General features: G+C 42.0%; 20 protein-coding genes and 1 pseudogene. 13 read left to right on the forward strand and 8 right to left on the reverse strand.

Going from position 1 to position 24,624, the window contains the following annotated elements:
- Positions 1–119: 119 nt before the first annotated feature.
- Entirely contained in the window at positions 120–2,279 is a 2,160-nt protein-coding gene (gene fadB, locus AAEY88_RS11930; protein ID WP_350562689.1) for a fatty acid oxidation complex subunit alpha FadB, read from the reverse strand.
- Between the two features lie 633 nt (positions 2,280–2,912).
- Between fadB and AAEY88_RS11935 the strand changes: the two genes are divergently transcribed.
- The 3 genes and pseudogenes from AAEY88_RS11935 (at position 2,913) to AAEY88_RS11945 (ending at position 5,113) form a co-directional block, all read left to right on the forward strand.
- Entirely contained in the window at positions 2,913–3,956 is a 1,044-nt protein-coding gene (locus tag AAEY88_RS11935) for a polyprenyl synthetase family protein (RefSeq protein ID WP_350562691.1), read from the forward strand.
- A 64-nt stretch (positions 3,957–4,020) separates the two neighbouring features.
- Positions 4,021–4,179 (forward strand): annotated as a pseudogene (locus tag AAEY88_RS11940) (diacylglycerol kinase); the annotation flags it as partial.
- A 115-nt stretch (positions 4,180–4,294) separates the two neighbouring features.
- A complete protein-coding gene (locus AAEY88_RS11945; RefSeq protein ID WP_350562749.1) occupies positions 4,295–5,113 on the forward strand; it encodes a DUF72 domain-containing protein in 819 nt (272 codons plus the stop codon).
- A gap of 123 nt (positions 5,114–5,236) precedes the next feature.
- Here the strand turns inward: AAEY88_RS11945 and AAEY88_RS11950 are convergent, their stop codons facing one another.
- The gene (locus AAEY88_RS11950; RefSeq protein ID WP_350562693.1) at positions 5,237–5,866 is read right to left on the reverse strand and encodes a superoxide dismutase; all 630 of its coding nucleotides are present in this window, start codon (positions 5,864–5,866) and stop codon (positions 5,237–5,239) included.
- Positions 5,867–6,335: 469 nt separating this feature from the next.
- Between AAEY88_RS11950 and rdgB the strand changes: the two genes are divergently transcribed.
- From rdgB to AAEY88_RS11980, 6 genes are all read left to right on the forward strand, one after another.
- Positions 6,336–6,983 carry an RdgB/HAM1 family non-canonical purine NTP pyrophosphatase gene (rdgB, locus tag AAEY88_RS11955; RefSeq protein ID WP_350562695.1) on the forward strand — a complete coding sequence of 216 codons (648 nt, stop codon included), beginning with the start codon at positions 6,336–6,338 and terminating at the stop codon, positions 6,981–6,983.
- Between the two features lie 191 nt (positions 6,984–7,174).
- Positions 7,175–8,521: a trigger factor gene (tig, locus tag AAEY88_RS11960; protein ID WP_350562697.1), complete on the forward strand. Its 1,347-nt coding sequence runs from the start codon at positions 7,175–7,177 to the stop codon at positions 8,519–8,521.
- Positions 8,522–8,878: 357 nt separating this feature from the next.
- Positions 8,879–9,493, forward strand: a complete 615-nt coding sequence (gene clpP, locus AAEY88_RS11965; protein ID WP_350562751.1) for an ATP-dependent Clp endopeptidase proteolytic subunit ClpP — start codon at positions 8,879–8,881, stop codon at positions 9,491–9,493.
- 192 nt (positions 9,494–9,685) lie between these two features.
- The gene (clpX, locus tag AAEY88_RS11970) at positions 9,686–10,963 is read left to right on the forward strand and encodes an ATP-dependent protease ATP-binding subunit ClpX (protein WP_350562699.1); all 1,278 of its coding nucleotides are present in this window, start codon (positions 9,686–9,688) and stop codon (positions 10,961–10,963) included.
- 385 nt (positions 10,964–11,348) lie between these two features.
- Positions 11,349–12,395 carry an SDR family NAD(P)-dependent oxidoreductase gene (locus AAEY88_RS11975; protein WP_350562701.1) on the forward strand — a complete coding sequence of 349 codons (1,047 nt, stop codon included), beginning with the start codon at positions 11,349–11,351 and terminating at the stop codon, positions 12,393–12,395.
- A 602-nt stretch (positions 12,396–12,997) separates the two neighbouring features.
- Positions 12,998–13,981 carry a c-type cytochrome gene (locus AAEY88_RS11980; RefSeq protein WP_350562703.1) on the forward strand — a complete coding sequence of 328 codons (984 nt, stop codon included), beginning with the start codon at positions 12,998–13,000 and terminating at the stop codon, positions 13,979–13,981.
- Positions 13,982–14,104: 123 nt separating this feature from the next.
- Here the strand turns inward: AAEY88_RS11980 and AAEY88_RS11985 are convergent, their stop codons facing one another.
- From AAEY88_RS11985 to argS, 3 genes are all read right to left on the reverse strand, one after another.
- A complete protein-coding gene (locus AAEY88_RS11985) occupies positions 14,105–15,199 on the reverse strand; it encodes a PTS sugar transporter subunit IIC (protein ID WP_350562705.1) in 1,095 nt (364 codons plus the stop codon).
- Positions 15,200–15,336: 137 nt separating this feature from the next.
- Positions 15,337–16,155: an SPOR domain-containing protein gene (locus AAEY88_RS11990; protein WP_350562707.1), complete on the reverse strand. Its 819-nt coding sequence runs from the start codon at positions 16,153–16,155 to the stop codon at positions 15,337–15,339.
- A gap of 150 nt (positions 16,156–16,305) precedes the next feature.
- A complete protein-coding gene (gene argS, locus AAEY88_RS11995) occupies positions 16,306–18,135 on the reverse strand; it encodes an arginine--tRNA ligase (RefSeq protein ID WP_350562709.1) in 1,830 nt (609 codons plus the stop codon).
- Positions 18,136–18,583: 448 nt separating this feature from the next.
- On the opposite strand from argS, the gene AAEY88_RS12000 reads away from it, so the two are divergent.
- Positions 18,584–18,802, forward strand: coding sequence for a DUF2788 domain-containing protein (locus tag AAEY88_RS12000; protein WP_350562711.1), 219 nt, complete (start codon positions 18,584–18,586; stop codon positions 18,800–18,802).
- A 102-nt stretch (positions 18,803–18,904) separates the two neighbouring features.
- On the opposite strand, the gene cmoB is transcribed toward AAEY88_RS12000, so the two are convergent.
- Together cmoB and cmoA are read right to left on the reverse strand one after the other, a co-directional pair.
- Positions 18,905–19,942, reverse strand: coding sequence for a tRNA 5-methoxyuridine(34)/uridine 5-oxyacetic acid(34) synthase CmoB (gene cmoB, locus AAEY88_RS12005; RefSeq protein ID WP_350562713.1), 1,038 nt, complete (start codon positions 19,940–19,942; stop codon positions 18,905–18,907).
- A 118-nt stretch (positions 19,943–20,060) separates the two neighbouring features.
- Entirely contained in the window at positions 20,061–20,882 is an 822-nt protein-coding gene (cmoA, locus tag AAEY88_RS12010; RefSeq protein ID WP_407074460.1) for a carboxy-S-adenosyl-L-methionine synthase CmoA, read from the reverse strand.
- 199 nt (positions 20,883–21,081) lie between these two features.
- Between cmoA and msrA the strand changes: the two genes are divergently transcribed.
- From msrA to tmpT, 3 genes are all read left to right on the forward strand, one after another.
- The gene (gene msrA / locus AAEY88_RS12015; RefSeq protein ID WP_350562717.1) at positions 21,082–21,603 is read left to right on the forward strand and encodes a peptide-methionine (S)-S-oxide reductase MsrA; all 522 of its coding nucleotides are present in this window, start codon (positions 21,082–21,084) and stop codon (positions 21,601–21,603) included.
- Between the two features lie 168 nt (positions 21,604–21,771).
- A complete protein-coding gene (locus AAEY88_RS12020; RefSeq protein WP_350562719.1) occupies positions 21,772–22,482 on the forward strand; it encodes a DUF1499 domain-containing protein in 711 nt (236 codons plus the stop codon).
- A 355-nt stretch (positions 22,483–22,837) separates the two neighbouring features.
- Entirely contained in the window at positions 22,838–23,548 is a 711-nt protein-coding gene (gene tmpT, locus AAEY88_RS12025) for a thiopurine S-methyltransferase (RefSeq protein WP_350562721.1), read from the forward strand.
- A 345-nt stretch (positions 23,549–23,893) separates the two neighbouring features.
- On the opposite strand, the gene rhuM is transcribed toward tmpT, so the two are convergent.
- A complete protein-coding gene (gene rhuM, locus AAEY88_RS12030) occupies positions 23,894–24,526 on the reverse strand; it encodes a RhuM family protein (RefSeq protein WP_350562723.1) in 633 nt (210 codons plus the stop codon).
- Positions 24,527–24,624 lie beyond the last annotated feature (98 nt).

Here is a 24,624-nt window from a genome sequence, read left to right on the forward strand (position 1 = left end):
CTAGAGTTAAATTGAACCGACTATAACCGTACGTCTGCCATTAAAAAATATCGATATATTAATGTCTATTTATCTTACAAAGCAAACGTACTGCACTTCATCCTAGTAATGACTGCCCGTTACGCGGTTGCGTAAAAGGTCTCGCCAGCCGCTGCCATGTCGCGAATTTTTTGCGGGGCTTCATAAGCTTTGCCAAGGTATGCGTATTTTTCACACAATGCCAAATAGTTATCCAGACCCATTTGGTCAATATAACGGCAAGGGCCACCAAGGAATGGTGGGAAACCAACGCCCATAATCATCGCCATGTCTGCTTCGCTTGGGGTAGAGACGATATTATCTTCTAAACAACGAACGGTCTCATTACAGAACGCCAGCATGGTACGGTCAATAATCGCTTGGTCATCGAAGGTTTGGATGTCGCTATCTGTGGTGGCTTTTAGCAAGGCATAAGTGGCATCATCAGCGACTTTTTTTGGCTTACCGCGTTTGTCAGTTTCATACTTATAGAAACCAACGCCGTTTTTCTGACCCAAGCGTTTGTTGTCATAAAGATGCTCAATCGCGCCTTTATAATCCGGCTTCATACGGTCAGGATAGCCTTCTGCCATCACTTCTGCGCCATGAACACCCGTATCAAGACCAACCACGTCGATTAGATACGCCGGGCCCATCGGCCAGCCGAATTTTTCCATGACTTTATCAACATGGACAAAATCAGCACCTTGCTTAAGTAACAAGTCAAACGCGCCAAAGTATGGGAATAGCACGCGGTTGACTAAGAAACCGGGGCAATCATTAACCACAACCGGCACTTTGCCCATTTTAGTTGCTAGAGCGACCGTAGTAGCAATGGCTTCTTCAGAAGATTTTTCACCGCGAATGACTTCAACCAATGGCATGCGACTGACAGGATTAAAGAAATGCATACCGACGAAGTTTTCTGGACGCTCAAGCACTTCAGCTAAATAGGTGATTGAAATGGTTGAAGTGTTTGAGGCTAAGATACAGCTGTCTTTAACCAAGCCTTCGGCTTCTTTCAATACGGCGCGCTTAACTTTTGGATTTTCGACCACTGCTTCGATGACGATATCAGTTTCAGCAAAGTCGCCATAGTTGAGCGTTGGACGAATACGGCTTAAGGTTTCACCCATTTTGGTTGGGGTCATTTTGCCACGGTCAACCATTTTGCCCAGTAATTTACTGGCCTCGCCCATGCCCAAATCTAACTGCTCAGACTTGATGTCTTTCATGATGATCGGCAAGCCTTTGCTGGCTGCCTGATAAGCAATGCCACCGCCCATGATGCCTGCGCCGAGTACTGCCGCTTCATTAATCTCATGTGCTTGCTTGCTGTGTTTTTTAGCCAATTTCTTAACAAGTTGGTCATTTAAGAACAGACCAACCAAGCTTTCTGCTTGTGGGGTTTTGGCCACTTTAGCAAAGGCTGTCGCTTCCACTTCAATGGCTTTATCACGCGGTAAATTGACGTGTTTTTCAATAGCATCAATAGCGATTGCTGGTGCAGGATATTGCTTGGGATTGGCTTTGGCAAAGATCATAGCTTTGGCGCTACTGAATGCCATCGCTTGCTCAAGTTGATCGAGCTTAACTGGATTCAGTTTTTCTTCACGGCGTGCCTGCCAATCAAGCTCACCTGAGATACATTTTTTGACCAAATCAATGGCCGCAGCTTGCAAGTCATCAGCAGGAACAGTCGCGTCAACCAAGCCTAATTTTAACGCATCGAGTGCTTTTTTAGGGGTACCGGTGGCGATAAGTTCCAGCGCATTGTCAATACCGATAATACGGGTACTACGAACGGTACCTCCAAACCCAGGGAAAATACCCAGTTGGGTTTCAGGTAGGCCAATAATTGCTTTTTCGCTCATGACTCGATATTCGCAAACCAAAGTCATCTCACAACCGCCACCGAGCGCAGCACCATTAATAGCGGCAACTTTCGGGAATGGCAAATCTTCAAAGCGATTAAAGTCATTATTGATATTAATGACCCACTCTTTAATCTCGCTTTCCGGCTTTTTAAAAGAGGCCACGAATTCAGTAATGTCAGCACCGGCGATAAAGACGCCTTTGCTTGATGTCACAATCAAACCTTTTACGTCATCGGCTTTTTCTAGCGCGCTAACGGCTTCACCAAACTGCTTGTTGGTTTCAGCATCAAACTTGTTCACACTCTCATTTTCGGCGTTGTATTGCATGTTGGCAATGCCATCCTCTAGCATTGTCACCGTGATGCGATTTCCTTGGTATACCATTTAGAACTCCTTGCTATATAACAAAAGCTACGTTTTAGAATTAAAATAAATAGCCGGTTATTGTGAAAAAAACGAGTAATAACACTGCCAATTTACAAGCTTACTTATCACTATAAATAGCTTACCAAATTGTGCCGTGATGATGTCTTTATTATCCAGCGCTCATTGACATGGCGCTTGGTTGTTATAGTGACGGTTTTATATTTGCCTAAATTTAAGTCTAATTTTTCATGTTAATGGCCAAAAACTGCCTCTAAAGAAGGATAAATATGGTCAAATACACTGTAAATACGGAGTATTAATCCTATTAGACCCTTTTAACATCAATCAGTGTAGGGGATTATGCCCCCCACTGTCACAAGCTAAAACCGGACTCGTAAGTCACTATCAAGCATTTACCTCATTACCGACGTGCTTTATGAGGGTGTGCTGAGTGGCTAGATTCGTTAATTTCGAAGATATTGACAATATTGACGAGTTAAGCTGCCACTTCATCAAAGCACATTCAAGTCACAAGTTAAATCACCAATACGTAACCAAAATAAATAATGGCAAGCGTGTGCCCATAAGCAATATCGGCTATCATGCTACACTAACGATATTTTTATTATTCACCTAATGATTGGTTGGATTATGACTGTTTCTTCTGTGCCGCGCTTTGTTCCTTTTACTACTTTTGAGACCTTTCATCACTCATTGCGAGCACAATTGGCGCAAGATATTGACGCATTATTTATTTACGCTGATTTGCCAAGCCCATTAGCGGAAGCATGTCGTTATGTGATGACTGGACAAGGGAAACTGGTACGGCCTTTGTTAGTTGCTAGCACCTTTGTTAGTGTCGATGCCAATAATAAGCAAATGGACAGTAGTCCATCTGACAATCCGTTTTCTGACACACAAGCTATTAACGATACGATTAAAACAGATGGTTTAGATAACCTTTTAGACGCTGACGTACGCTACGACATGTGTCGACGGGCGGCCTTGTCAGTAGAACTGCTGCATACCTATTCATTGGTACATGATGACTTGCCGTGTATGGACGATGATGCACTTCGTCGCGGACAGCCGACTTGTCATATTGTATTTGATGAAGCGACCGCACTACTGGCAGGCGATGTATTACAGACGCTGGCCTTTGAAGTACTAACTGCAGAAATCCCTACCTTTGCGTCTTTTGATTCGCAGATAGCCAGTCAACTATTAGCTATATTTGCACCACGGGCGCGGCGCATGGTGGCCGGTCAAATGCTTGATATTAACGCTGAGGCCAGCGCTTCCATCTCTCAAACCAATTTAGAAGCCATACATCGTGATAAAACTGGTGCGTTAATTGAAGCAGCGGTATTAATGGGTGGCATCTGTGCACAAGCAACTGCCCCACAACGTATGGCGTTACAAGATTGTGCGCAGCATATTGGGCTGGCCTTTCAAGTACAGGATGATATTTTAGACGTTACCACCAGCACCGATACCTTGGGCAAACCTGCCGGCAGCGATGAAAAACTGGATAAATCGACGTACGTTAAACTGATGGGTGTAGATGCCGCTAAAAACTATGCGCAGTCGCTATTTAATGAGGGACGGACGGCAATTACTTGTGAGCTTGGCGATAGCAGAGACAGTGATGCACTACTTGACCTCATCGAATGGCTTTGGGCAAGGCAAAAGTAATAATACTCGCATTAAACGGTCTGCTATTAATAATTATAATGATCTTGCTGGTGGCCTCATTTTTTCACTGATTGTAGAGCTGTTTAATACCGGAATTGAAGCCAGTGTCGACCATACTTCTACTCAGCAACATCCACTAGCAAAGATCGTTAAAGATATGGTTTCTGCTGCTCAGTTTTTATCGTTAATGCTATTATTTATATTGTGGGTAATGGCGTTATGATCTTTATATTAACTATTTTAAGCAATGCCTATAGCTTAAAATCCACTTTTAATATTTTCACAAACGGTTTCTTAAGTACACATCAACATTTCATGCAGAGTTTTGATAAATGAATCTGTCATCACATTCAACACCGCGCATTTATCTAGGCACAGGCGGCTACAGCGACACCGATTTATTAGGCACGCTATATCCAGTCGGCACTAAAAAAACTGACTTTTTGCGCGAATATGCCAAGCAATATGGCGCGGTGGAGATTAATAGCAGCTTTTATGCGCCTATTGGTCAAAAAGCGTTTGCTGGTATGGTCAATAAAGCCTACATCCAAGCCCAAAGTGAGTTGCAGTTTGCCGTCAAGCTCCATCAAGACTTTACTCATGCTCGTAGCGGCACGCCTGAACATGCGCAAGCTTTTCTAAACGCCCTAACGCCATTAATAGAAGCCAGCTGCTTAGCACCATTGTTATTACAGTTTCCGCATGGCTTTGACCGTACCCGAGACAATAGGCTTTATCTAGCAAATTTAGTGAGTTGGTTTAAAGGCTATCCACTAGCTATTGAGTTTCGGCATGCCAGTTGGCACACGCCGCAAGTGGTCGATAGCTTTAGAGAGCAAGGGATTATTTGGTGTAGTGTTGATTATCCGAAAGTGAATGGTTTACCGCCGTCACGACTGATCTTTACTCAGCGTACGGGTTATCTGCGCATGCACGGCAATAACCTAAACTGGTGGGATGCGATGAGTGCCAGTGAGCGTCATGATTATCGTTATAGCGAAGCGGAGATGCAGGATTGGGCGCAAGCGATAGCCAATCAGCGTCAGCATTTCGATAGGTTATATATCTTTTTTCAAAATACGGTGAATGCGCATGCTTATTATAATATTGCGATGCTAAGGAAAGCTTTGGGTAAGTTTGGGTTTGAGGTATTATAACCATCTAAATATTTAGTTCTCATGAATCTCAATCAAAAAAAAGGACACCCAACGGCGTCCTTTTTTATTACTTATAAAGCTAAGACAATCTAATTGCTAAAGAGGTGCTTATTAAAAAGCTATTTACGCTTCAACACCAGCGTCTTGGCCTTTATATTTTGCGTTTGCGTAGTCCCAGTTCACTAGTTTGTCTAGGAAGGTATCAACATAATCAGGACGACGGTTGCGATAATCGATGTAGTAAGCATGTTCCCATACATCACAAGTCAATACCGCTACTTGGCCATGTGCCAATGGGTTATCAGCGTTACCAGTTTTAGCGACTGATAGTTTGCCGTTTTCTTTATCAGCAACTAGCCATGCCCAACCTGAACCAAACTGCGTGGTTGCTGCATTTTTGAACTCTTCACGGAATTTATCATAGCTACCGAAATCTTCTTCGATTTTGCCTTTTAAATCACCAGTAGGTTCGCCGCCGCCATTTTTAGGCGTCATGCAGTTCCAATAAAAGGTGTGGTTCCATACTTGAGCAGCTTGGTTAAACATTACTTGCTTGCTGTCATCTTTAACAGTGGCTAAGATGATTTCTGACAGAGTTTTATCTTCCAGACCAGAACCCGGTAGCAAGTCATTTAGTTTGTTGACGTAAGCTGCATGATGTTTATCATGATGGAATTCTAGAGTCTCGGCACTGATATGTGGCTCAAGGGCATCTTTTGCGTACGGTAGATCTGGTAAAGTAATCTTTGACATAGTTATTTTATCCTTGCTGGTTTAGTCGTTAGAATGGCTCGGCTGCCTCTATATTTTTGTCTTTATTTTGCGTTATCGAAACAGGTATATAGTGACCTAAGACATCAGGCTAAATTAGCTGAGTTTATAATTAGTAAATGAACACTATCAACCAATATGCGGTTGCACATTGTCATAATCCTAAAATTAATGCAATGCTGATTGTTAACTTGGAACTCACAATTGATAAGCTGTCGTTAACTGTAGCTTATTCCTTATTATAGCAATAGCGAGCAACAATGTCCGTTACCGAATGTTATAGTCAGCGCTTACTGCATATCAAATATCTGATATTCGGTATCACATCAACCATTATCTAATGAGCAACCTACGGACTATCGACATAAAACGGCCATATACTATAAAATAGCTACCTTATCATACACTATTAAATGCTTCCTACTCACGCTATCAATCACGGACTTATCCTATGAGCATTGCTGCATTGCTATCCGAATCTGCTCAAAATGACACTCAAAATGAATGGGTGCTTGCCAGTAATAATAACGGCAAACTGGCTGAATTTAAGAGGCTATTTGCTGAGGCCCATTTAGACGTCACTATTGTGCCACAAGGCCAGCTGAATATTGAAGACGCTATCGAAGATGGCTTAAGTTTCGTAGAAAACGCTATTATCAAGGCGCGTCATGCCAGCCGCATCAGTGGTTTGCCTGCTATCGCTGATGATTCAGGTCTATGCGTGCCGGTAATAGGCAATGCGCCGGGGATATATTCTGCCCGCTACGCTGGCGATCATGGTAATGATGAGAAGAACAACGCAAAGCTTATCAAAGACTTACAGCCCACTCGGGAGCAGCGACCCGATACGCCAATCGACGGTTTATTTGTTTGTGTGCTGGCAATGGTTCGTCATGCCGATGACCCATTACCTATTATTGCCCAAGGGTTATGGCACGGTGAAATTTTAGAAAAACCACATGGCGATGGCGGTTTTGGTTATGATCCGCTGTTTTGGTTACCAGACCTACAAGCAACGGCGGCAAGCTTAAGTGCGGTAGATAAAAATCGCGTCAGTCATCGTGGGCAGGCTATCCAGCAGTTATTAGCGCAGCTATAAAGCCAAGGTCTTAATGGTAACTGTCACGCTTAAAACAGATAATTTTTACTTTAATTAACAGATAGATTATACTGGCCTACTTTTAAAATTTTATTGAAAGACCCTATTCATTCCATGGCAATCAACTGTAACGCGCATAACTATTTGAGCGCATGATTGCCAGCTATTTTAATCCTAAAGGTGTAATCAACATGGCTACAGATTTACAGATCATAACTAACAAGCTGTCTGACAAAGAAACCCAGCTGACCGTTAAAGTACCTGTCGAAAAAATTCAAAACAAAGTTGAAGGTCGTATTCGTCAAGTGGCAAAAACGGCTAAAATCGATGGTTTCCGTAAAGGGAACGTTCCTATGTCGCATATCCGCGCCCAATACGGTGCTGGTATTCAACAAGAAGTTATCAATGACGTGATTCGTGATACTGTATTTGAAGCTATTAAAGCTGAAGACATCCGCGCCGTTGGCATGCCTAATATTGATGATGTCAAACTTGAAGATGATTTCTTGGTTTATCAAGCGACTGTTGAGATTTTCCCAGAAGTTGACGTGCAAGGTATTAATGATATCGAAGTTGAGCGTCATACTGCTACTGTTAACGAAGAAGACGTTGACACTATGATCGAAAACTTACAAAAGCAGCGTGAAGAATTTGTCGAGAAAAAAGGTAAAGCTGATAAGGGCAATCAGGTTATTTTTGACTTTGAAGGCTCAATCGACGGCGAAAAATTTGAAGGCGGCTCATCTGAAGACTTTAAATTGGTTATCGGTAGCAACCAGATGATTCCAGGTTTTGAAGATGGTATCAAAGGCATGAAAGCTGGCGAAGAAAAAACCATCGACGTTACTTTCCCAGAAGACTATCAAGCAGAAGACCTTGCTGGTAAAGAAGCGCAATTCAAAATCAATGTCAAAAAAGTTGAAAAATCAAAACTTCCTGAAATCAACGAAGCATTCCTTGAGCTGTTCGGCGTAAAAGAAGGCGGTATTGAGAAGCTAAAAGACGACGTTCGTAAGAATATGGAACGCGAAATCAAGAATGCAGCACGTAGCCAAGTGAAACAAGCGACTTTTGATGCCTTGCTAGAAAAGAACGAGTTTGACGTGCCAAACGCCATGTTAGAGCAAGAAATTGAGCGTCAACGCAATATGATGATGCAACGTTTTGCGCAACAGTTTGGTTCAAACGCTGATAGCTTTGATAAAGACATGCTGCCAAATGAGCTGTTTGAAGAACAAGCTTTGCGTGCTGCTCGTCTTGGTATCATCGTTGCTCGCGTTATCGACACCAAAGGTCTAGAAGTTGACCAAGCACGTGTTGAGGCCTTCATCAAAGAATCTTCAGAAAACTACGAAGATCCAGCTGAAGTTATCGAATATTACACCAATGATAAACAACAACGCGCGAACATTGAGTCGGTCGTTTTAGAAGACCAAGTGGTTGACTACCTAATTGAGCAAGGTAAAGTAACGGATAAAGAAGTCAGCTATCAAGATCTATTGGCTACTCAGCAACAACAGCAGCAGCAAGCAATGTAAGTTAGCGTTTTAGCGCCACTTATTGAATCCGCTTGACAAATGCCCTAACAAACCCTGTTGGGGCATTTTTATTGTTGGTTTATGAGCTTGCCCCTTGATAAATGACTGCAGACGCCTTATAAATAGGGAATAAATTCAATATCTACTCCCTTAAAAAGTTATTATTTTAAGAAACTATCATAACCTCATTTATTTTTAGCCAAATTCAGTTAGTATTATTAAAAAGCACCGCTATTAACGATGATAAGCATTAAAACGCTGGCTGATTGTAACCACTTTATTTTAAGCATTCATTTATAGGACATCTCTATGACAGATTATGATCGCATCACTGCTAACCCCCATTTTGATACGTTGATGGGTGCGCAAAATGCCCAAAATGCATTGGTACCGATGGTCGTTGAGCAATCATCACGCGGTGAACGCTCGTTCGATATTTTCTCGCGCCTATTGCGTGAGCGTGTTATCTTTTTGACTGGCGAAGTTGAAGACAACATGGCCAATCTAATCGTTGCGCAGTTGCTATTCTTAGAAGCTGAAAACCCTGATAAAGATATTCATCTCTATATCAATTCTCCAGGCGGCGTGGTCACGGCGGGAATGGCTATTTATGACACTATGAATTTCATCAAGCCTGACGTTTCAACTATTTGCCTCGGTCAAGCGGCCTCTATGGGTTCATTCTTGCTATCTGCCGGCGCCAAAGGCAAACGCTACGCCCTAGCCAATTCGCGGGTAATGATTCACCAACCACTAGGCGGTTTCCGTGGTCAAGCGTCCGATATCGAAATTCATGCACGTGAAATTATTGAGCTAAAAGCCAAGCTTAATCGTCTGCTTGCTGAGCATACTGGACAGCCTATTGAACGCTTAGACAAAGATACCGATCGCGATAACTTTATGAGTGCCGCTGCCGCTAAAGACTATGGCTTGGTTGATGAAGTATTAGAGCGCCGTCCTGCGTCTTTATAAGCACTATGCAGCTCAATATTGACCGTAACTACCAGACCACTTATAGTCATATCCATAATAATGCGACTAAAAAGAAGCTGCGTGTAAGCTATACCTAGTTTATCAAAACCGGTATGGCTAGCAGAGCTGACTATACAGTCGTTTTGTTATGGGCAGATTATATAAGCTTTAAATTTTAGGAGTGCCTTTATAATGGCAGAAGATAAAACCCCACAATGCTCGTTTTGTGGTAAAGCCAAAAGCGAAGTAAAACAACTGATCGCCGCTGACGATGCCAATATCTGTAATGAATGCATCGAGTTGTGTACTGACCTGATTGCTGATAGCGCCACCAGTGACGATGATGACGATAGCGAGCTTGATACCTCTTGGGTTCATAAAAAATTGCCAACGCCCAAGCAACTGCGGGCTCAATTAGATGAATATGTTATCGGACAGGACGGGGCTAAAAAAGCTTTATCCGTTGCTGTCTATAATCATTACAAGCGTCTAAAAGTCAGCCAAACTTTAGCCCATGACAGCAAAAAATCTAAGATTGGTGCTGATGAGGCCATGGTTGAATTAGCGAAGAGTAATATCTTGCTGATTGGTCCCACAGGTTCTGGTAAAACGCTATTGGCACAAACTTTAGCGCGCTTGCTAGATGTACCGTTTGCAATGGCTGATGCCACTACCTTGACCGAAGCCGGTTACGTTGGTGAAGACGTTGAGAACATTGTCCAAAAGCTATTGCAAGCATCTGATTATGATGTGAGCAAAGCTGAGCAAGGTATCATCTATATTGATGAGATTGATAAAATCAGCAAAAAAGGCGATAACCCGTCTATTACGCGTGATGTATCCGGTGAAGGCGTTCAGCAAGCACTGTTAAAACTCATCGAAGGGACAGTTGCTGCTATTCCACCGCATGGTGGCCGTAAGCATCCTCAGCAAGAACTAATCCAAGTTGATACCAGCAATATCTTAATCATTGTTGGCGGTGCTTTTGGCGGACTTGATAAGGTTATCCAACAACGTACTGAAAAAACAGGTATTGGCTTCAACGCTGACGTTAGCTCAAAGGATGATAATGCTCGGAGCTCAGACTTACTCCAACAAGTTGAGCCGGAAGATTTGATTAAGTTTGGTCTTATTCCCGAGCTCATCGGTCGTCTGCCGGTGCTTGCTGCTCTAAGAGAGCTCGATGAAGAGGCGTTAGTTCAGATATTGACTGAGCCTAAAAACGCCTTAGTAAAACAGTATAAGTACCTATTCGATATGGAAGGCGCTGACATTACCTTTACTAAAGAGGCGCTCGAGGCCATTGCCAAACGTGCCATGGCGCGTAAAACGGGTGCTCGCGGACTGCGTTCTATCGTTGAAAACGCGCTGTTAGAGACCATGTATGAGCTACCTTCTATGAAGGATGCTAAAACGGTTGTCGTTGATGAGCAAGTCATCAATGAGGGCAAAACCCCTAAAATTGCTTAGTATATCGTAAGCTTATTTTTGAAAGCTACTATTTGAAAGCTACTATTTGAAAGCTACTATTAGAAACTATTATTGAGACAAGTTGATTATCACCAATTGACTTGTCCTATAAAAACGGCGTCTGGCATTAATTATGCTAAGACGCCATTTTTATGTCTGATGTTCAATTGGCTATGAAGTGACCGTTTTAAAATGACAACCGCGTCTATCAAAGGTTATCAGCGCTGCTATCAAATTATGCTAAAGTCCTATTAAGAGCGCGACTAAAATAACGATTGAGCGTCATACTTAATATGAGATTAGCGCTGATCCTTTATAGAAACAGATTGAATCGTAGTCGTTCAAATTACTTGCTCATTTCTAATCATACAAAGGACTGTTTATCATGATACCTGCCATGACTGCTGCGCTTCGTCAGCACCTTCCCTTTTCTACAAGCGCTACTCAAGATAACGATATCACACCCTACTATCATAACCATGTTGCGGCCATTACCGGTGCCGGCTCAGGTATGGGACGAGAGCTTGCTTGTCATTTAGCTAAACTAGGCTGTCATTTGGCACTATCAGATATTAATGCGGAGCAGCTGGCAAAAACACAAGAATTACTCGTTGGCGACACTATTAAAATAACCACCACTGAACTGGATGTCTCCGACAAAGACGCCGTTGATGCGTGGGCAGATAGCGTAATGACGACCTATGGTAAGGTTAACTTTATCTTTAATAATGCTGGTGTGGCGATGTATTCTACCGTCGAAGGCAGCAGCATCGCCGAACTTGAATGGGTAATGGATATCAACTTTTGGGGTGTGGTCTATGGCACCAAAGCATTTTTGCCACTGATCAAAAACAGTGTTAAACAAAGCGTGCTCGATACTGAAAATACTGACGCTATTAACAATGACAAGTTAGAGAAAGACAGCAAGTCGGCTAAATACAGAGAGAACGGTCATATTATTAATATCTCAAGCCTCTTTGGTCTCACCGCTCAACCGTCACAATCCGCTTATAATGCCAGCAAATTTGCGGTGCGCGGGTTTACTGAAAGCCTGCGTCAAGAGCTTGATATTCAGCGCTGCGGAGTCTCTGCCACTTGTATACATCCTGGCGGTATTAAAACCAATATTGCTAATAATGCGCGCGGCAATGACAGCTTAAGCAAGCTGGGTATGCGAACGGGCAGCAAAGCCATTCAGACCTTTAATAAGTTTTTGCAATTTGATGCTAAAGAGGCAGCGTGGATTATTTTGCAAGCAGCGGCAGCGGATCAACGCCGTTGCCTCATTGGCAATGATGCTAAGATTATGGACGCGGTACAACGTATTTTTCCGGCACATTATAGTAGCGTTCTTTACCGCGTTCATAAGCTATCACACCAGTTAAAACCACGTCGCAATCCGCAATCCAATACTTCTAAACAAGAAGCTTAAATATTTATATATCGATATTTAGATAAGCATAAAAAAACGCTTAAACAGATAGGATGCTTAAGCGTTTTTTTAAAATAACAAAAACAGCGCTATTTTTTGTCTACTTTGTATACCTATTTGCGCGAATGAATCTTTCACCTGACTTTTAAAATACCTTCTCTGCCAGTATTTGGTATAATCATGTTACTGAGAAGTCACAGAATGTTTATTTATCTTAGAATTGGTAGCGATTTATTGTTTAAGTAGATAGATATTTACTAGAAATAAATCGGCGTTGCTGGTGCTGTCGCTACCGTAAGCAATAGTGAATCTTATCATTTAGATACTCATATTTGACAACCAAAGTAGTTATCACACAACTCTATATAAAATATAGATTTAAGACCGCTATTATAAAAATTTTGAGGTCCGTTTGAATAGCTTTGTTTATTAACTTTAAAACCAGTTTTACTTTTTATAGTTTTAAAACTACCAAATTTTTTTAACCAATTTACTATATTTAGATGTTTACCTAATTAATTTTTATAGGGTGACCATTATGGCTTCTAAAGTAGCACATAAATATAATTTCACATATTATTTTTTATAATAAGGATATGCCAATGAAACAATTTTCATCAGCCAAATCTTCTGCCCTTATGGCAGCCATTGTTGCCATTAGCGCTGCTGGGCTCACAAGCTGTAGCAGCGACAAGGACATTAAAGCGGTCGATCGTGTTGAAGAAGCGGCAGCTATCGCTCGGGTACAAGGACTTGAAGCACGCGAAAACGAGCTCAAAAGTAACTTACAAAATGTTCCTGAAATGAGTGCGGCAGTAGTTGGTTCCAGTGATGCTGGTGCCAAACCTGCTATTAAAATGCCTGATGAATCGACTATTCCAGATGACGAACGTGGTGCAGCAATACGCCGTGGTTTACAACTTGTCAATCATACCTATAAAGAGCTACCGGATAACGTTGGCAATCAGCTTAACTGTACCAGCTGTCATTTGTCTAACGGCTCAGAAGCTTATGCGGCACCTTGGAATGGTCTACCTGGTATTTTTCCCATTTACCGCTCACGTGGTGCACGAGTTAATTCGTTACAAGAAAGGGTCAATGGTTGCTTTGAGCGCTCAATGAATGGTAAAGCACTTGATTTAGGTTCAGATGAGATGAACGATATCATGACTTATATGACCTGGCTATCACAAGACATGCCTGTCGGTGTCATACCTGAAGGTCGCGGATTTGTCAAAGTTGACAAGACCTTAGAGCCAAATTCTGACAATGGTAAAAAACTATTTGCTGAGAAATGTACGGTTTGTCATGGTGCTGAAGGCGAAGGCCAGTATAACGATGACGGTACTTATGTTTATCCTGCGGTTGCTGGGGATAAATCATTTAATGATGGCGCGGGCATGGCGCGTACTTATACCGCCGCCAATTTCATAAAAGGTAAAATGCCCTTTGGTCAAGGGAACTCGCTGACCGATCAAGAAGCGGTTGATATTGCCAGCTACTTTACCCATTTGCCGCGTCCTGTGAAAGCCAATAAAGATAAAGACTGGCCAAACGGCGATGCCCCTAAAGATGTACGTCGCTAATAGCATTTAGCATTAAACCTAAATAATTAGAACGCTATAGTATAAAAAAGCCCAGCTATGTAAAGTAGCTGGGCTTTTTTATAGATGCTGATTGAGATAACCAAAATAGCTTTAAAACCAAACCTAAGGCAATTTCATATCGCCATCGACCAGCCAACCAAGACGCCGCATGACATGTGCAACCAACCAAGCAATCATAGCCGGAAGAACGAACATCAATAATATAATCGCTGTCCATAACTGGGTGCTACTCATCATTGCTTGTGAAGCTTCAATGACCCCAAACACGCCGACTAAACCTGCCGTTCCCATCCCTGCGCCCGTTGCCGTACATGCCAGCCCAAACCCAGCAGTCGCAATAGGCCCAACGATAGCACTCGCTATTACTGCTGGTAATAAAATCAATGGCTTTTTGAGTACATTGGGTATCTGTAGCATGCTGGTGCCCAAGCCTTGCGATATCACGCCACTGACGCCATTGTCCTTAAAGCTTGCTACTGCAAAGCCAATCATATGTGCGGCACAGCCAACTACCGCTGCCCCGCCTGCAACACCGCCAAGACCAATAGAGATACAAATAGCGGCACTAGACGTCGGTAAGGTCAGTAGGATACCAACGACTACCGCAATGACAATGCCCATTAATAAAGGCTGTAGTGCTGTTGCCGCTTGAATACCGTAACCGATCGCGTTTACGGCAGCAACCACTGGTGGATTAAGTAGCGCACAAACTGCCCAAGCAACCGCGCAGACTAATAATGGAACCAATAAAATATCAAGTTTGGTCTTGCCAGAAACCCATGTTCCTGCACGATAAGCAAATACTGAGGTTAAATATGCACCAATGGGATTACCCGGTAATGCAATAAAGGTCGCCGGGCCAGTTGCTTGTGGCGTAAATAGTGTGCTTGCCATCAGTGCTTCAGAATGCGCACCCAACATACCAGCGACTAAGCAACTGAGCATTACCAAAGTGGGTGCTTTGAGATAATACGCAATACCCACGCCGATCCCTGCACCCATCAGTACCGAAGCTAACTTACCAATATCTACTAATACTGGCAGCTGTAACCAACCCCCAATTTGCGAGATAATAAGGCCAGCAATCAGAGTGACGAATAGTCCTAACGCCATACCTGTAAAAGCATCAATAAAGTACTTTTGAAAAAATGCTTTGATAGGGCTGGCAGGTGTCATTGCTGAGTCAGATACCGTCATCGTTATACTCTTATTATAAGGGTTAATAGAGGGGCGAACTTCAAAAATCTTAATGGCATAAACTGACTAAAAAAATGGTATAAAAAAAGCGTCCTGTCGACGCCTTTTCTGATAGATAACGTATTATAAATATGGCTCTAGCGACGTTGCTCGACAATGATAGAATCAATGCCATTATTCTGTAAACGCTGCTGTGCATTAGCAACTGCTTGACGGTTATTCATCGGACGTGAGATGACCTGATAAATAGGCAAACCATTACCAGTGGTGTTTTTAACCACTTTAGCATCAATACCAGCCATCAATACTTGTGCCCGGCGACGATCGGCTTCATCAGCATTACCAAAGCTGTTAATCTGCAAAATATAGGTGGTAGCCGGTGCCGCTTTTTGTACGCTGGCATTATCTGCCCCAGTATTATTTTTCCTATTGGGGGTACTGCTATTACTAGTAACAGGCGCCCCATCATAAGTGGTGTTTTCTTCAATAATAACAATATCATTATCATCGCCAGTATTACTATTTGGCGTGCCACGATTAGGCTCAATTGTCGTACTCTCAGAGATACCGAAATTACCAGTATCATCATCACGATTGCTTACATTATTTTCAGGCTGAGTGACGACCACATCAGGTTCGAAGTCACTGATATTACCGCTTTGACTATTACCCAATTCCCCAATATCTTCATCAGGAATGGTCGCCATCTCTTGATTGGGTAAGATATCGTAAAACTCATAATCGCTATTATCGGTATCGGTATCAACGCGCGGCTGTACTTGCCGATTCGGGTCAGATGCCGTTGAGCTGGCGGGGCTAAAGTCAAACAGTGGTGACAAGTATAAAAACACCCCAATCATCAGGGTCAATACTGCGCCGACAAACATCCATAGTAAACCTGATACGCTACTTGATTTGCGTTTTTCAGTGGCGCCTTTAGGTTTTTTGGCTAACATGGATCTCGCTCTCCTTACTGAATCTATCTATAATGATGAGCCGTCTTTATAACAATGCTTATAATAACAATGCTTATAATAACAAGGGTTATATTAACAAGCGCGTGACGCATTGCGCCTTTATGTGACTATACTTTTACATTCTTAATGCTACATACTAGACGGTGCTGACAGCCCTAATAGGCCCAGCCCGTTAGCTAGTGCTTGCCGCACTGCTTTTGATAAGCGCAGACGCGCTTGCATCAACTCAAGCTCTTCCTGACTCGGTGTCTCGCCTGAAGTTAGACTCACTGGCAAAATACGATTGCTGTCGTACCAGCCATGAAACAGCGCGGCTAAGTCTTTAAGATAATTGGTCAATATATGCGGCTCATAACCGGTCGCTGAACGCAGTAAGGTAGCCGGATAAGCAGCCAACGTTTTGATCAGCTCCTCTTCAGCAGGCGCAGTGAGCAGGTGTTGCTGCTGCGCACCAATAGCATCATCTACACTTAGACCACTAGCAGCTAATTTTTCTAATACACGGCAGACTCGAGCATGCGCATATTGAATATAGTAAACTAAGTTGTCTTTACTTTGTGACTTGGCAAGCTCTAAATCAAAGTCAACATGAACTTCAGGCTTGCGTGCAACGTAATAAAAACGTGCCGCATCATTGCCCACTTCGTGACGGAGTTCACGTAAGGTCACAAATTTACCCGAACGTGATGACATCTGTACTTTTTCGTCACCACGCCACAATGCCACAAACTGTACCAACACCACATCTAAGCGTTCGGCATCAATACCAAGTGCCAATAGTGCAGCTCTGACACGCGGCACATAACCATGGTGATCAGCGCCCCAGACATTAACAACTTTATCAAAACCGCGATCAAACTTGTTCTTATGATAAGCAATATCAGAGGCAAAATAAGTACTCTGGCCATTGGCACGGCGTACTACTCTGTCTTTTTCGTCACCAAATTCTGTCGATTTAAACCAAATATTACCATCTTTTTCGTATAGATAGCCTTTATCATCTAAAATCTGTAGTACTGGCTCAATCTCAGCATCAATAGACTTTTCACTGAACCAGCATTCATAACGCACGCCAAACTCGTTCAAGTCATCTTTAATATCAGCCAAAATACTGCTAAGCGCGGCATTTAAAAATAGCTCATAGCCATCACCAAGTAGCTTTTTACTATTGGCAATCAGCCCATCGATGTGCGCCTCTTTTTCACCAGATAGTAGAGATTTTTCACCAGCAGCATTTATTTCATATTGTGCATCTTCTGCAACGTCTTTTGCCACTTGGGAAAAGCCATGCACATAACTGTCGCCATGTTGCACTTTGAGCGTCTCTGCGATATCGCAAACATAGTCACCTTGGTAGCCATTAACCGGAAACTGAACAGGCTCGCCATGAGCTTCAAGATAGCGTAAATAAGTACTGGTGGCTAAGATATCCATCTGCCGACCCGCATCATTGACATAGTACTCACGCGTGACGTCATAACCAACCGCCTCTAACAAGTTTGATACGCTCATACCAAACGCAGCTCCGCGCCCATGACCCACATGTAAACTGGATGTTGGGTTGGCGGATACAAATTCAACTTGGACTTTTTGTCCATCGAATTGCTTACTCAAACCAAAACTATCCTGCAAATCAAAAATATCATCTAAAACAGCGAACTTAGCTTCTGCATTTAAGAAGACATTGATAAAACCAGGACCAGCAATATCTACTTGGCGAATATCCTTATTATCCGGCAGCGCCTTGACAATTTTTTCTGCTAAAGCCCGTGGGTTGGTCTTGGCAGCTTTGGCAGCAGTCAGTGCGATATTACTAGCGAAATCACCATGGCTTCTATCTTTAGTACGGGTAATTTGACTGTTATTTTGCCAATCAGCAGGCAGTATACCTTCAGCTTGTAAAGTCTGAATAGACTGATCAAATAAGGTCGATAATGTATCAATTTGAGCTTGTGACATAGGGATATGAACTCGGATAAATAGGTAATAAAAATGATGCAAAAAATCCGGTCAATGCGAGCAGCGGATAACTGCCGATTATAATAACGACCGACATTATAGAGGAATACAAGAATGCGAAAAGATAAGTAACCTGTAAATATAACAACCTTTGAGCTACATTGCACTATTTGCTCTAAAAATAGCCTTAAAATCGTTGTTATTGTTTTTGTCTTTAACCAATTGTGTCTGATTAGTAATTGATATTGTTAGTTCGTATTGTTAGCATGTTACCGATAGTAATACTTATTTTTCTGCTCTCTTTTAGTTGCTAACTTTCTTATTATAAACCTAGAGCGACTTGGCAGTCAGACTGATTGTAGCGTTCCTGTTGCCTAGCGGTTAGTATAAGTTTATACCGCGCTTTTTCCACGGTATAATAACGATTTATATTATATGGAATTATGCTATGTTCGCCATTGCTGCTAGTACTGTTACTAGCTGGGGTTTGTACGTCTTATTACCGATATTTATCACATTTTTGTTCTTTATCGTTTGGGATATCTCCAAAAAATCAGAAGCCGGACGTGCAGGTACGTTTTGGATATTTTTAGCTCTAGGTGCGGGCTTCGTGGGCTTTTTGCTCAAGCTTCTATTAGAAGTTGCCTTTAAGAAATGGCTTATTTAAAAAACCTTATTGCTAATGCTTAGCATATTTTATATTGACTAAGCTGTAGCTCTTAAATCAAGAAACTCTTAAATTAAAAAAACTGTAACTGGTTAGATAGGGCTACTTTTTAGCAATTAGAGTCGCGCGCTTTGGCGCTGGATACCCTTCACAAGTTTTTCTGGGATCGTTTGGATCTAAGAAATCTTGTAACGAATGATAAGCCATCCACTCTGTACGGCGCTGTTCATCGCGTGAGGTTACTGCCACATCGACACAGCGCACCTCAGAAAACCCTACCTTCTCAAGCCAGCCAACGAGCGCAGCAACCGACGGTAAAAAATAAACGTTATTCATCTGTGCATAGCGATCATGAGGTACCAATACCGTGTTGCTATCCCCATCAACCACTAAGGTTTCCAGCACCAATTCCCCACCTTTTACTAGCTGACCTTTGAGCTGCTGTAAATGCTCAAATGGTGATTGCCGGTGATAAAGCACGCCCATACTAAATACCGTGTCGAACAGCTGACTGTGCTCCGGTAACGCTTCTAGCCCTACCGGAATATAATGAGTACGATAATCGTCAGCGCTGCCTACAAAGTGCCGAATCGCCATAAACTGATGATAAAACAAACACGAGGGATCGACAATTATCACCGTGTCTGCGCCCGCCCCTGCCATACGCCAGCCATGATAGCCTGAGCCGCCGCCGACATCCAGTACCCGCCGGCCTTTTAAATGACCTAGATGCGGTACAACTCGTTGCCACTTCCAATCACTACGCCATTCGGTATCAATAATTATCGGTTGGCTTTGATCGCTACCAATTTGACTGCTACCAATCTGAAAAGGGCCTTTACGCCACGGCATCAGTTGCTGTAACAAAGCAACAATTTGCTTGCGCTCAGAGTCGCTAAGTGTGGCATCAACGGTCAATCTATCGCTATCCAAATCTACCTTATCAACGCTAATATCAGGCAATCTCGTCACTGCTGCTTGATACGCTGGTGCATGGGCGTAGTTACTTTTATTCTTAATATTATTAAGCCACTCAGGTAACTGTGACAACCACTCATAAGCACTTGGCTGCGTCTGTGCTAGTGCTAATAGGGTTAAATATAGCTCGCGTTCGGCGTGGATAATGGTGTCATTCATCATAGAAGCAGTTACCGTGATCGTCGGAAAATAAAATGATATGCAAAAAAGGTTTGCTACAAAGGAGACTCTGCAGCACTGGTTATTTTTTAAAAGTGTCTCTTATTTAGAAGTAAAGCTGTTATTTAAAGGCCACAATAGAGACAAAGTTCAAAAACTGAAACCACGTTAGATGACGCTCAAACCCAACTGCTCCTAAACGCGTATGATGCTGATCTAAGGTGTCAGTAATCAATACGTTTTCAAGGGCATTACGCTTACCACTAATTTCCATTTCGGTATAACCGTTAGCGCGCTTAAAGTCATAATAACGCTCGACTAACCACGCATCATATTGTTCATCAAAGGCGTGGGTCTTCTCGGTTAATACTAATATGCCACCTGCGCTTAATGCGGTATAAATTTTATCTAACACTGCTATCCGATCTGCTGCTGGTAAGAACTGTAAAGTTAGGTTCAATATCACCATATCACAAGGTGCGAGCTCTATATCTCTGATATCAGCGGTAATAATGTCAATGTCATGCTCAGGATAATTATCGCTTATTAAGGTCTGCGCCTCAGTAGTCATCGCCGGTGAAATATCGACTGCTTTTATTTGTAGATCACGGGGCGCAAACTCACCTGCCAGCGCCATACTTGCTGCCCCAAGTGAGCAACCTAAGTCGTAAATACGGCTGACGCGGTGGCTCTGTCCATCCCGCTCATCTTGCTGACGATACTTACAATGACGACGGGCAAATATGGGCAGCATTGCCAATACTTGACCATAACCAGGGACGCTACGGCGAATCATATCGGGAAAACAGGCCACCACTTGCTCATCAAAAGAGAAGCGCGCGGCCTTATCAAGTGGGGTAGTAAATAAGGTGTCATGCTGGACAGTATCATGTTGAATAGGTGCGGCAATCGTGGGATTAGACTGGTTCATGGAACGGCTCATTTTTGATAATAGAACTTTAATTAGAATTATTTGACGTTTAATTTTATCTTTTAGGCATTAGCTGCTTAGCAAAAGCTCATTATAACATTACTGTTTGTTACTTATAGCCATCCACCTGACTGCTAAGCTGAATGCGCAGAGTTAAACAAACAAAACTCACTTCATATCCCAAATTTATCGATAACAATAGGACGAATTTATGCAAAATATTATCTTAGGCGGTGGCTGCTTTTGGTGTACCGAGTCGGTATTTTTATCCTTAAAAGGTGTCCAGTCTGTGGTTTCAGGTTATATGGGTGGCGATGCTGTCTCGGCTAATTATGAAGCGGTATGTAGCGGTAATACCGGACACGTTGAAGTGATTAAAATAGAATTTGATGAGTCTATCGTACCGTTAGAAGTAATACTTGATGTGTTCTTCGGTACTCATGATCCCACCACTAAAGACCGTCAAGGTAATGATGTTGGCAGTCAATATCGCAGCGTGGTGTTCTACACTGATGACAACCAAAAACCAACCGTCGATCGCACTATTAATAAGCTACGTGATATGGGTGTCAATGTGGTCACTGAAGTACACCCCGCCGTTGAATTTTATCCAGCTGAAGATCACCATCAAGATTTCTTTAATAATAACCCAGGACAAGCGTATTGCAACTTCGCCATTCCGCCCAAGCTGGCTAAACTTCGTAAAGAATTTAGTCAATATATGACTAATTAGAATAATACATTTTTAAAAGTGCTTAGTGACCGTTACTTGGTATCTAGCGACCGTTACTATCCAGTAGTAGAATTGCTGAATACTTTTTTTATCTTGGCGCGTTTGCTATTCGATCATAAATATTCAACTACAGTTAGGCGAATTACTAACTAATAATAGAGAAATTTAATGAAAATTTTAGTTAGTCTATTGAGTTTGATGGCCTTTTTGCTGGTTGTATTGTCAGGTCCTCTTTATAAATTTGGTATTATCGAGTTGAGCACTGCGTTTTCAGGATTTAAATTTGGGGTATATGCTGGTATTGCAGCGCTTGTACTGCTGGTATTGCAATTTCTATTAAGGCGTAAAACGGTAACGTTTGGCAGTGCAGCGATGGCGATTATATTTTCTGCGGTTGCTATAGCAATCCCGCTTAGTATGATGAACAAAGGCCAAAGCGTACCACCCATTCACGATATTTCAACCGATTTAATAAACCCACCTGCATTTGTAGCTATTGCTCCGTTACGCGCTGATGCACCGAATCCAGTAGCATATGATGGCATCGAGACTGCAGAGCAACAACGTCAAGCATACCCTGAACTCAAAACCCTTAATTATTCGCAGCCAAAAGTTGAGTTAGTAAGCGCTGTTGAACAGGCCATTAAAAACTTAGGATGGGAATTAGTAAATACTGATACTAGCAAAGGTATTGTGGAGGCAACAGACACAACAACGTGGTTTGGTTTCAAAGACGACATAGTAGTACGGGTTAATGATGAAGGCAGCGAGCGTTTGATCGATATTCGCAGCAAATCGCGTGTTGGGGGTAGCGATCTAGGCAAAAACGCAGAGCGCATTCATACATTAATTAAAGAGCTAAACGCTGTACTGTACTAGAAAAATAACGCCCTGTTCAAAAATGAAAGCAACGAAGAAGATGAGTAAAAGTAGCATATAAAACGAGCAAGCGTACTAGATTTAGTAGACTAAGCGTCTGCGTCAAAGCTTGCCAAACTGAGTAAAGAATTTAGCCAGTATATGACTATCTAAAGAGTAATTCTCTTGACCTTTACCTTGATTTTCAATAAAAAGCCAAGTATTAATATGCTTGGCTTTTTTTATTTAGTATGGCTTTATTGGTCACTAAATGTTTTATAGCATTAAATTTCTGGTATATAGATAGGTATCTATAGCGTCAGGTTTTTAAAGTCGTTAACATCGAGTAAAAAATATCACTAATAAAGGTAATGGCATGAGTCCTGAATTTTGGCAACAACGCTGGCAAGACAATCGAATTGGTTTTAATCAATCTGAAGTTAATCCACTATTAACTACATATTTTACGGCTTTAAATTTATCAGCTAATAGTCGCGTCTTTGTACCTTTATGTGGTAAATCAATCGACATGGTGTGGCTGGTGAGCCAAGGCTACGATGTGGTTGGGGTTGAATTGGCAGAATCCGCCGTTCAAGCTTTCTTCTCTGAGCATGATATTTCGCCTACAATTACCCAAAGTACAGCTACTGAGCATACTGATAATCCAGCTGTCAAATGCTATCAAGGCTTGCTATTAGGTCAAATTATACAGTTATGGGTTGCCGATATCTTTGCACTGACAGCTGATGATATCGGTCAGGTTGATGCAGTTTATGATAGAGCCGCACTGATCGCCTTGCCAGCAGATATGCGCTTAAGATATAGCGAGCAAGTACGTCAGCTGAGCAACAACGTTAATGGTGATGTTAGTAGTGATGTTAATGGCAATACACCGCAATTACTATTGACGCTCAATTATGACCAAAGCAAACGTAATGGCCCGCCCTTTTCAATTAGTAGCGGGCAAGTACAGCAGTATTATAGCAATCATTATCAAATTACTGAGCTTGAAGGCAAGCCATCGATTTTAAATGCAGCGCCAGAGCTTACAGTAACTGAGCATGTTTGGTTGTTAGTGAGTAAATAAACGGCTTAATGTTGTGCTGATATTAAATCGCTCATAGTATCTATGCATGACTAATGACTCAGAGTTTAGTAGTCTTTTGGCTTATAACTGCTCAGACATCAAAGCTATTACCCTATTATCTTGGCATTAGTACCAAAATGTTAGTTCAAGGTAAACGGCAATTATTATTATTTCGCGCTGTTTTTTGACGCAGTCGGTTAATTGCAACTACTGAGCTGTCCTCGGTAGTTGCGTTTGGACTGCTAAGGATTGCTCGATCGTTCGAGTTGTCTATATAGAAACTTTAAAGAAGAACTTGCGATACTTATAACAGTTACGGCAATGCTAATTGGTACAAAACTGTTATCAGCTTTTAAATTTGGATCTTTTATACCCATTCGACTCATTATATCTCATTGTCTCAAGTGCAATATTAGATACCCCAATGAGAAACCCTATAGATAAAACAATGATAGTTGCTCCATTATCTCCAACCACAGTATTATAAATAATGGCCACAGCCATAAACGGTAAAATATAATTCAAACCAAGTTGCACTATATAAAGCTTGTAAACTCTATGAAAAGACGGCTCAACTCGACCCGCTTGCATCTCTTTAGTTGCCCATTTTAAAAATCGAGTAGCTATTCTAGCTTGCAGTCGGTAGCCTATAGCCAAAATCACATCAAGATTATAATGTTTCTTATTTTCATTGATTCCAACGAAATGCTCATAATTTTTTAACGAAAAAACTCTAGAGGTTTCATCTTCTAGCAACTCATTATCTTCATAAATACTTTTTAAATGTTTCGAGATATCTTCAGGTTTCACCTTCTTAGATTTATTCTTTTTAGGTTCATCTCCTTCAGGTTTGGTAGAAAACAACTCAATGATTTGATTTTCTGTTAACCATACTGTTTCTTCATAAAATTGTACTTCTAACCGTGTCTTGCCATCAAGTGTTTGATAAACAACTACCTGTGACTCTCGCTCACTCATATCCATCTCCTAAATACATTCAGCTAACAAACTCGCATCTTTAAACTGGAAGACGATCTGAGCTTTATTGGGGTTATCGCTAAAAGCGCGATCCATAA

Origin of the sequence: Psychrobacter sp. CAL346-MNA-CIBAN-0220 (genome assembly GCF_040309805.1) — a bacterium.
GTDB lineage: Bacteria > Pseudomonadota > Gammaproteobacteria > Pseudomonadales > Moraxellaceae > Psychrobacter.

Bases quoted from the DNA above. Each gene is read 5' to 3' on its own strand.
- AAEY88_RS11985 (WP_350562705.1), bottom strand. From the start codon at position 15,199: ATGACGGTATCTGACTCAGCAATGACACCTGCCAGCCCTATCAAAGCA.
- AAEY88_RS11935 (WP_350562691.1), top strand. From the start codon at position 2,913: ATGACTGTTTCTTCTGTGCCGCGCTTTGTTCCTTTTACTACTTTTGAG.
- fadB (WP_350562689.1), bottom strand. From the start codon at position 2,279: ATGGTATACCAAGGAAATCGCATCACGGTGACAATGCTAGAGGATGGC.
- AAEY88_RS11990 (WP_350562707.1), bottom strand. From the start codon at position 16,155: ATGTTAGCCAAAAAACCTAAAGGCGCCACTGAAAAACGCAAATCAAGT.
- AAEY88_RS11950 (WP_350562693.1), bottom strand. From the start codon at position 5,866: ATGTCAAAGATTACTTTACCAGATCTACCGTACGCAAAAGATGCCCTT.
- cmoB (WP_350562713.1), bottom strand. From the start codon at position 19,942: ATGATGAATGACACCATTATCCACGCCGAACGCGAGCTATATTTAACC.
- tig (WP_350562697.1), top strand. From the start codon at position 7,175: ATGGCTACAGATTTACAGATCATAACTAACAAGCTGTCTGACAAAGAA.
- AAEY88_RS11975 (WP_350562701.1), top strand. From the start codon at position 11,349: ATGATACCTGCCATGACTGCTGCGCTTCGTCAGCACCTTCCCTTTTCT.
- rdgB (WP_350562695.1), top strand. From the start codon at position 6,336: ATGAGCATTGCTGCATTGCTATCCGAATCTGCTCAAAATGACACTCAA.
- tmpT (WP_350562721.1), top strand. From the start codon at position 22,838: ATGAGTCCTGAATTTTGGCAACAACGCTGGCAAGACAATCGAATTGGT.
- AAEY88_RS12000 (WP_350562711.1), top strand. From the start codon at position 18,584: ATGTTCGCCATTGCTGCTAGTACTGTTACTAGCTGGGGTTTGTACGTC.
- clpX (WP_350562699.1), top strand. From the start codon at position 9,686: ATGGCAGAAGATAAAACCCCACAATGCTCGTTTTGTGGTAAAGCCAAA.
- AAEY88_RS11980 (WP_350562703.1), top strand. From the start codon at position 12,998: ATGAAACAATTTTCATCAGCCAAATCTTCTGCCCTTATGGCAGCCATT.
- AAEY88_RS12020 (WP_350562719.1), top strand. From the start codon at position 21,772: ATGAAAATTTTAGTTAGTCTATTGAGTTTGATGGCCTTTTTGCTGGTT.
- msrA (WP_350562717.1), top strand. From the start codon at position 21,082: ATGCAAAATATTATCTTAGGCGGTGGCTGCTTTTGGTGTACCGAGTCG.
- rhuM (WP_350562723.1), bottom strand. From the start codon at position 24,526: ATGAGTGAGCGAGAGTCACAGGTAGTTGTTTATCAAACACTTGATGGC.
- cmoA (WP_407074460.1), bottom strand. From the start codon at position 20,882: ATGAGCCGTTCCATGAACCAGTCTAATCCCACGATTGCCGCACCTATT.
- argS (WP_350562709.1), bottom strand. From the start codon at position 18,135: ATGTCACAAGCTCAAATTGATACATTATCGACCTTATTTGATCAGTCT.
- clpP (WP_350562751.1), top strand. From the start codon at position 8,879: ATGGGTGCGCAAAATGCCCAAAATGCATTGGTACCGATGGTCGTTGAG.